Origin of the sequence: Thermobifida fusca NBRC 14071 = JCM 3263 (genome assembly GCF_001592045.1) — a bacterium.
Lineage (GTDB): Bacteria > Actinomycetota > Actinomycetes > Streptosporangiales > Streptosporangiaceae > Thermobifida > Thermobifida fusca.
On record NZ_BCWB01000013.1, the window covers coordinates 1 to 6,929 of the forward strand.

Annotated in this window: 6 protein-coding genes; all 6 read right to left on the minus strand. The window is 69.6% G+C overall.

All coding sequences use genetic code 11. The features are described from left to right. Positions 1–537: Mur ligase family protein (locus TF1_RS02105; protein ID WP_082797685.1), on the minus strand; the 537-nt coding region annotated here is incomplete at its 3' end. 354 nt (positions 538–891) lie between these two features. Beyond that, positions 892–2,496, minus strand: a complete 1,605-nt coding sequence (locus TF1_RS02110) for a UDP-N-acetylmuramoyl-L-alanyl-D-glutamate--2,6-diaminopimelate ligase (RefSeq protein WP_016188487.1) — start codon at positions 2,494–2,496, stop codon at positions 892–894. Between the two features lie 242 nt (positions 2,497–2,738). Further along, complete coding sequence (locus tag TF1_RS02115; RefSeq protein ID WP_061783584.1) at positions 2,739–4,700, minus strand: peptidoglycan D,D-transpeptidase FtsI family protein; 1,962 nt, start codon at positions 4,698–4,700, stop codon at positions 2,739–2,741. 62 nt (positions 4,701–4,762) lie between these two features. Continuing rightward, entirely contained in the window at positions 4,763–5,182 is a 420-nt protein-coding gene (locus TF1_RS02120; protein WP_011291550.1) for a hypothetical protein, read from the minus strand. A gap of 74 nt (positions 5,183–5,256) precedes the next feature. Continuing rightward, a complete protein-coding gene (gene rsmH / locus TF1_RS02125; protein ID WP_011291549.1) occupies positions 5,257–6,249 on the minus strand; it encodes a 16S rRNA (cytosine(1402)-N(4))-methyltransferase RsmH in 993 nt (330 codons plus the stop codon). Positions 6,250–6,503: 254 nt separating this feature from the next. Next, positions 6,504–6,929, minus strand: a 426-nt coding sequence (gene mraZ, locus TF1_RS02130) for a division/cell wall cluster transcriptional repressor MraZ (RefSeq protein ID WP_061783585.1), incomplete at its 5' end; no start/stop codon positions are given.

Sequence of the window (6,929 nt, forward strand, 5' to 3'; positions counted from 1 at the left end):
CTGGCACAGGTGCGCGATGTGTCCCACGCCGCGCGCGGCGACCTCCAACGCGATGAAACGGGTGGTCTGGTCCGCCCGCAACACGGTGAGCGGATGACCGATTTCGTTGTTGAACGATCCCGGGGGCGCGACGGTGGGGCCGATCCGCTGCAGCGTCTGAGCGAGCAGGTCTTTTGTCGTGGTCTTCCCCGACGACCCGGTGACGCCGATGATGTCCGCGTCGGGGAGTTCCGCTACGACCGCGCGCGCCAGCTTCGCCAGTGCCGCTACTACCGCGTCGTCGCCGCCGTCGACGAGCAGATGGGGCGCGTCCACGGGGCGGGAGCACAGAACGGCTGTCGCTCCGGCTCTGACCGCGGCCTCAGCGAAGTCGTGGCCGTCGACACGGCTGCCTCGCAAGGCAACGAACAGCGAACCAGGAGCGGCCTCCCGCGAGTCGATGACCACCGGGCCGTCGACAGTGTCCGTGGGCTGCGCCGATCCGCGTAGTCGTGATCGGGTGATCTTGGCGATCCGATCGAGCGTCAGCGCGATCAAATCCACTCCTCATGTCGGGCCCGGTCCACCACGCTGGAAGCGTCGTGATTGCCAGTGAACAGCGTGCGAGAAATGGGGATGCTGCCCAAAAGCCGCGAAAGCGGCATGCGGACGCCACGGTGCCGGGCTGAGAATTGCCGCACCTAACCTTAGAACAAGATCGCCCACCCGGGTTGCGCTCAGACCCGAATGTGGCATGAGTGAGATCCGTTTTGAACCTTAACGCCGAAAAAACCGGCAGGGTGGGGAAGTGTCCGACACGCCGTCCGCGCGTGGCGAACGGCAGCGGGCTGCGGGCCCTCACGCGGAGTCCCCACCCGCGCCGGCGTCATTCCCTTGCGGGGTCTGCGCAGGTCAGTCGGTGTCGAGTCGGGCGCGGATCGCTTCGCGGAGCACGTCCCGGTCGTCGAAGGGGAGGATGCGGTCCCCCACGTGCTGGCCGCGTTCGTGCCCTTTGCCGGCCACGACCACGACGTCTCCGGGCTGGGCACGGGCCACGGCCAGTTCGATCGCGGTCCGCCGGTCCGGTTCCACGGTGATGCGGGCGCGCTGCGCGACAGGCACTTTCGCCACGCCTTCAAGCATGCTGGTGATAATGGTGACCGGGTCTTCGCTGCGCGGGTTGTCGTCGGTGAGGATGACCGCGTCGGCCAGGCGGGCCGCTGCCTCGCCCATGAGCGGGCGTTTCCCCCGGTCGCGGTCGCCGCCGCAGCCCACGACGATGGTGAGGCGCCCTTCGGTGATGGGGCGCAGCGATGTGAGAACCGCCTCAATCGCCCCGGGTTTGTGCGAATAGTCGACGATGGCGGTGAAGTCCTGTCCTTCGTCGACCCGTTCCATGCGGCCCGGCACGCCGCGGGCCGCGGCCACGCCTGCCACCGCGGTGGGGAGCGGCACTCCCGCTTCGATGAGGGCGACGATCGCGGCCATGGCGTTGGCGACGTTGAACGGGCCCGGCAGCCGCACGGAAGCGTCCATGGCCATGCCTCCGGGGCCGACCACCCGGAACCGGCTGCCGCCCGCTTCGAGCACGACGTCGGTGGCATACCAGTCCGCTGCCGTGTCGCCGGTGGCGGAGAACGTGGTGACGGGGATCGCGCCCTGTTCGGTGATCCGGTCGATGAGGGTCCGCCCGAAGGAGTCGTCCCGGTTGACCACGGCGACTTTGGCGAATTCGGGAGTGAACAGCCGCGCTTTGGTTTCGAAGTAGTCGTGCAGGTCGGCGTGGAAGTCCAAGTGGTCCTGGGAGAGGTTGGTGAACACGGCGACGTCGTAGCGCACTCCGGCCACCCGGCCCAGGGCCAGGGCGTGGCTGGAGACTTCCATGGCGGCGCCGGCCACGTCGCGCTCCCGCATGAGGGCGAACAGGCCGTGCAGTTCGGTGGCCTCCGGGGTGGTCAGGGAAGAGTCGATGCGCTCGTCGTCGACCCGGATCTCCACGGTGCCGACCAGACCGGTGCGCATTCCTGCCTCGCGCAGCCCGGATTCCACCAGGTAGCTGACCGTGGTCTTGCCACTGGTTCCGGTGGTGCCGATGAGCAGCAGTTCCCGAGCCGGATGGCCGTAGATCCAGGCGGCCACGTCCCCGAGCCGGGAGCGGGGGTCGGGCACGGTGATGACGGGCAGCCGGGTGGCGGCGGCGCGGTCGTATCCAGCGGGGTCGGTGAGCACAGCCGCCGCGCCGGCGCGGGCTGCCTGGGCGGCGAATTTAGCGCCGTGGACACGCTGCCCTTGGACGGCCACGTACAGGTCCCCGGGGCGTACCGCGCGGGAGTCGTGGGTGACACCGGTCACCACCACCGAGTCCACGCTGCTGGCCTGTTCGAGGTCAGTAGCGGCAGGGGTGGGCGCGGTGCCCAGGGGCGGCTCCGCGGGGTCGACACAAGTAACGAAGGCGTCCGGTCCGAGCAGTGGGACGAGTTCGGAGAGCAGACGTGGCTGGACGTGTTCGGGTCGCATTACGGGTGACACCTCGTGAGGTTATCGGTTCACCGCTAGTGGAGGTCAACGTCGCGCAGGAGCCGGGGCGCACCGGTACCGCCCCCGGCTTCCGGGCCCGCCGCGGCGCAACGTGCGGGTAGAGCCGGGATTGGGCCGTTGACCTCGTATCGTGCGGATGCCCGACAGCATCGGGTACCGCGCGGTGGTGTGGCAAGCGTCTCCGGCCGGTGTGTCCTGTTTCGTAGGAGGCCGGGCGTGGATCACTCCATGAGACGCAGCGGGGGACGCTCGGTCTGGGTCGGGGGGATGCGCGCGGTTTTGAGCGCGAACGACATCACGTCGGTGAAGACCGGGGTCGCCGCCTCACCCCCGTAGTACTCGCCTTTCGGGCTGTGCAGGACCACGGAGACCACGAGTTCGGGGTCGTCGGCGGGGGCGAAACCCACAAAGGAGCTGACGTAGCCGCCGCCCTGGTATTTGCCGGTTTCCGGGTTGATCCGGTTGGCGGTGCCGGTTTTGCCGCCGACCCGGTAGCCCTCGACGCGGGCTTGGGGGGCGGTGCCCGTCTCCTCGGTGACGGCTTCCAGCATCAACCGGAGGTCGGCAGCGGTGTCCGCGCTGATCACCCGTTCGCTTTCCGGGTCGGGTGCGGCTTCGAATTCGCCGTCGGCGTCCTCCATGCCCGCGATGAGTGTGGGGGCCACGCGGACCCCGTCGTTGGCGATCGTGGCGTACACGCTGGCCAGTTGCACGGCGTTGACCGACACGCTGTGGCCGAAGGAGACCGACGGCAGGTCAGTGCCGGACCAGTGCTCCGGCGCGGTGAGGATGCCCGTGTTCTCCCCGGGAAGGTCCAGCCCGGTGGGCTGGCCGACACCGAAACGCCGCAGGTACTCGTACATTTTCTCGGCACCCACCTTTTCACCGATCTGGATGGCCCCCACGTTGCTGGAGGTGGCCATGATCCCGTTGACGGTGAGCCGCTGGGTTGGGTGCGGGTTGGCGTCCCGGAACACCTGGTCGTAGCGGCGGATCGAGCTGGGCACGGTGAAGACGGTGTCCGGGGTCACCAGTCCTTCTTCGAGGGCCGCGGCCACGGTGATGACTTTGGCGGTGCTGCCCGGTTCGAACGCGTCCGCCACAGCGCCGTTGCGGCGCTGTTCGGCGCTGACCGCGGAGAAGTTGTTCGGATCGTAGGTGGGGTAGTTGGCCATCGCTCTGATCTGGCCGTCGCGGGTCATCACCACCACGGAGCCTGCTTCCGCGTCGAGCTCCTCCACGCGCCTGTTCAACGCCTGCTGGGCGTACCACTGCAGGTCCAGGTCGAGGGTGAGCCGGACGGTGCGGCCCGGGACCGGCTCCCGGATGAGGCCGCCCGCCATGGGAATCTGGGTGCCGTCGCTGCCCACCTCCACCTGTTGCTGGCCGGCCTCCCCGGCGAGTGTGGAGTCCAGGACGGCTTCCAGTCCTTCCAGGCCGTGGCCGTCGAGGCCCACGAAGCCGACGAGGTTGGCGGCGCCGGTCTCTTCCGGGTAGACGCGCTTGTAGTCGCGTTCCGCGGAGACGCCGTGGAAGCCGAGTTCGCGGATCTCCTTCCATTCTTCGATCGGCACGCCGCGCTGCACGACCTCGTAACGGGACGGGCGGCCGTCGACGCGGGCGTTGAGCTTGGCGACGATCTCCTCGGGAGGCAGGTCGAAGCGGCGGGACAGTTCCTGGACGATCTCTTCGCGCTGGTCGTCGCGTACTTCAGCCGGGTCGAGGAAGACGGTGCGGACCTCCACGGACATGGCGAAGGGCCGCCCCGCCATGTCGGTGATATCGCCGCGCACGGTGGGGATTTCGATGGTGGTGAGACGCAGGCTGGCGGCCGCCTCGGCGTAGTCGTCGGCGTTGAAGCCTTGGATCTGCACCAGCCGGGCCGCGAAAAGGAGCAGCACGGTGCCGAGGATGGCGCCCATGACCCGGATGCGCGGCTGGATCGCGCCGCGGCGGAACCGGCGGCGCAGCGGGGAGCGGATGCTCGGGGCGGGGTGCGGCCGGCGCCCCGCCGAGGCGCCGGTGCGGTTGCGCGGCACAGCGCGTCGCCGCGCCGCCTCGGCGCTCGGCCGGGGAGAGCGCCGTGCAGGCTGCGCGGAACGCGGTCGGTGCCCGTGCCGGCTGCGTGCTGCCGCTGCCGGCCGGCGCGGATCTTTGGGACTGCGGTCGCGCGGTGTGCTCACCGGTGTACTGTTCCCCCCTGCTCAGTGGCCTGCCACAGTGGTGCGGTCCAGTCCGTGCCTGATCACTCGCCGGTGCTGCGTGGGTTTTCGGTGATCTGGCCGCTGTCGAGGTCGAGGAACTGGGGCTCCTCGCCGGGGTACATCCCCATTTCCTCGGCTGCTTTAGCGATCGCCTCAGGCGATTCTGCCCGCATGACCTGTTCGCGCAGGGTCTGCTCCTGCTGGCTGAGTTCCCGGTTCTCCCGTTGCAGGGTGGCGATCTCGAAGGTGTCTTCGGCCAGCACAGCGTGCAGCATCAGCAGGGTGATCATCGCCCCGCCGAGCAGGCCGAGGACAAGGAGCACGAACGGCAGGCGGGGCGCGGACGGGCGGGTGCGCGGCCCGCTCCGGGCCGCCGCGGGGTGTCCGGCGCGCGGCCGCGGCCGGGCCGTGCGGGACGTGCTCTGTGCAGTCTTCGTGCGCTCTACGGTCTTGGTCTCCACTGTGTTCTCCCGGACGCCATCGTGGGTGTGGCTTCCCGTGGGAAGCCCGTGTGCGGGCCCTGGCGGGCCGGTGGTCACGGCTCCCGTGTCCGCTCCGCGGCCCGCAGCCGGGCCGACGCTGCGCGGGGGTTGGCGGCAGTCTCCTGTTCGGTGGGGAGTTCGGCTCCCCGGGTGAGGAGACGCAGTTCCGGCTGCCGGTCCGGGAGGGGCACGGGAAGTCCGGGCGGGGTGCTGTCGGTGCTCAGCTCGGTGAGGACCCGCTTGGTGATGCGGTCTTCGAGGGAGTGGTAGGACAGCACCACGATGCGTCCGGCTACAGCGAGACGGGAGAGTGCCGCGGGAAGGGCGCGTTCCAGGATGGAGAGTTCGGAGTTGACTTCGATCCGCAGCGCTTGGAAAGCGCGTTTCGCGGGGTGGCCTCCGCTGCGGCGGGCTGCCGCGGGGATGGCGGAGCGGACCAGGTCCGCGAGCACCCCGGTGGTGCGCACCGGTTCTTTGGCGCGCTGCCGCACGATGGCCTGGGCGATCCGGGCGGCGAACCGCTCCTCGCCGTAGACGCGGAAGATCCGGGTGAGTTCGCTTGCAGGATAGGTGTTGACGATGTCGGCCGCGGTGCGCTCCTGGGTGCGGTCCATGCGCATGTCGAGCGGCGCGTCATAGGAGTAGGCGAAGCCCCGTTCGGCTTCGTCGAGTTGGGGGGAGGACACGCCCAGGTCGAACAGGAGTCCGTGGACCCGGTCGATCCCGAGCTCGTCCAGGATGCGGGGGATGTCGGAGTAGACGGCGTGCACCAGGTCGATGCGGTCCGCGTAGGGGGCGAGCCGCTGCCGGGCGCGTTCCAGTGCGGTGGTGTCGCGGTCCACACCCACCAGGCGGAGGCCAGGGTGGGCACGGAGCAGTGCCTCGGCGTGCCCGCCGAGGCCGAGGGTGCCGTCCACAGCAATCGCGCCGGGCTGCTGGAGAGCCGGCGCGAGAAGTTCCACCACCCGCTCCAGCATGACCGGTACGTGCGCTGGGGCGGGGCTGCCGCGGTGCTGTGGTGCGCTCTGCGGCGCGTCGCCTGTCACTGACGTCTCCCCCCTGTCGTCGCCTCCCCCGTTCCCGCCTGGCCGTCGTTCCCGGACCGGGTGCGACCAGACCTCCAGACACACCTACCGGAAGCGGTCGCGAGGACCCTGCTGGCCACCTGGCGCCGGGGAAGATGCGCCAGGTGAGACCTGGTCGGCCGCGTCTGGAGGCCTGGACCCGACAGAGATGACGGTCGTGACCTCTGGTGTGGCTCGCGGCGCTGCTGATGTGGTGGCGCTGCAGTCCCGTGAGGTCACAGCACCCCCGGCAACACCTCCTCTGCCAGTTCCGCAAAGACCTGCTCCTGCTCGGCCTCGTAGTCGGCCCAGGTCTGGGCGTCCCAGATTTCCAGGCGCGTGTTGGCCCCGATGACCACGCAGTCCCGGTTGAGGCCGGCGTAGGCGCGCAGGTTGGCCGGTATGGTGACCCGACCTTGCCGGTCGGGAAGCTCGTTGGAGGCGCTCGCGAAGAAGACACGGCTGTAATCGCGTACCGCTTTAGCCGTGACGGGGGCTGCGCGGAGGACTTGGGTGATCCGTTCGAACTCCCGGATCGGGAAGACGTAGAGGCAGCGTTCTTGCCCCTTGGTCACCACCAGCCCGCCCGCGAGTTCGTCGCGGTACTTCGCGGGAAGGAACATGCGTCCCTTCTCATCGAGACGCGGCGAGTGCGTGCCGAG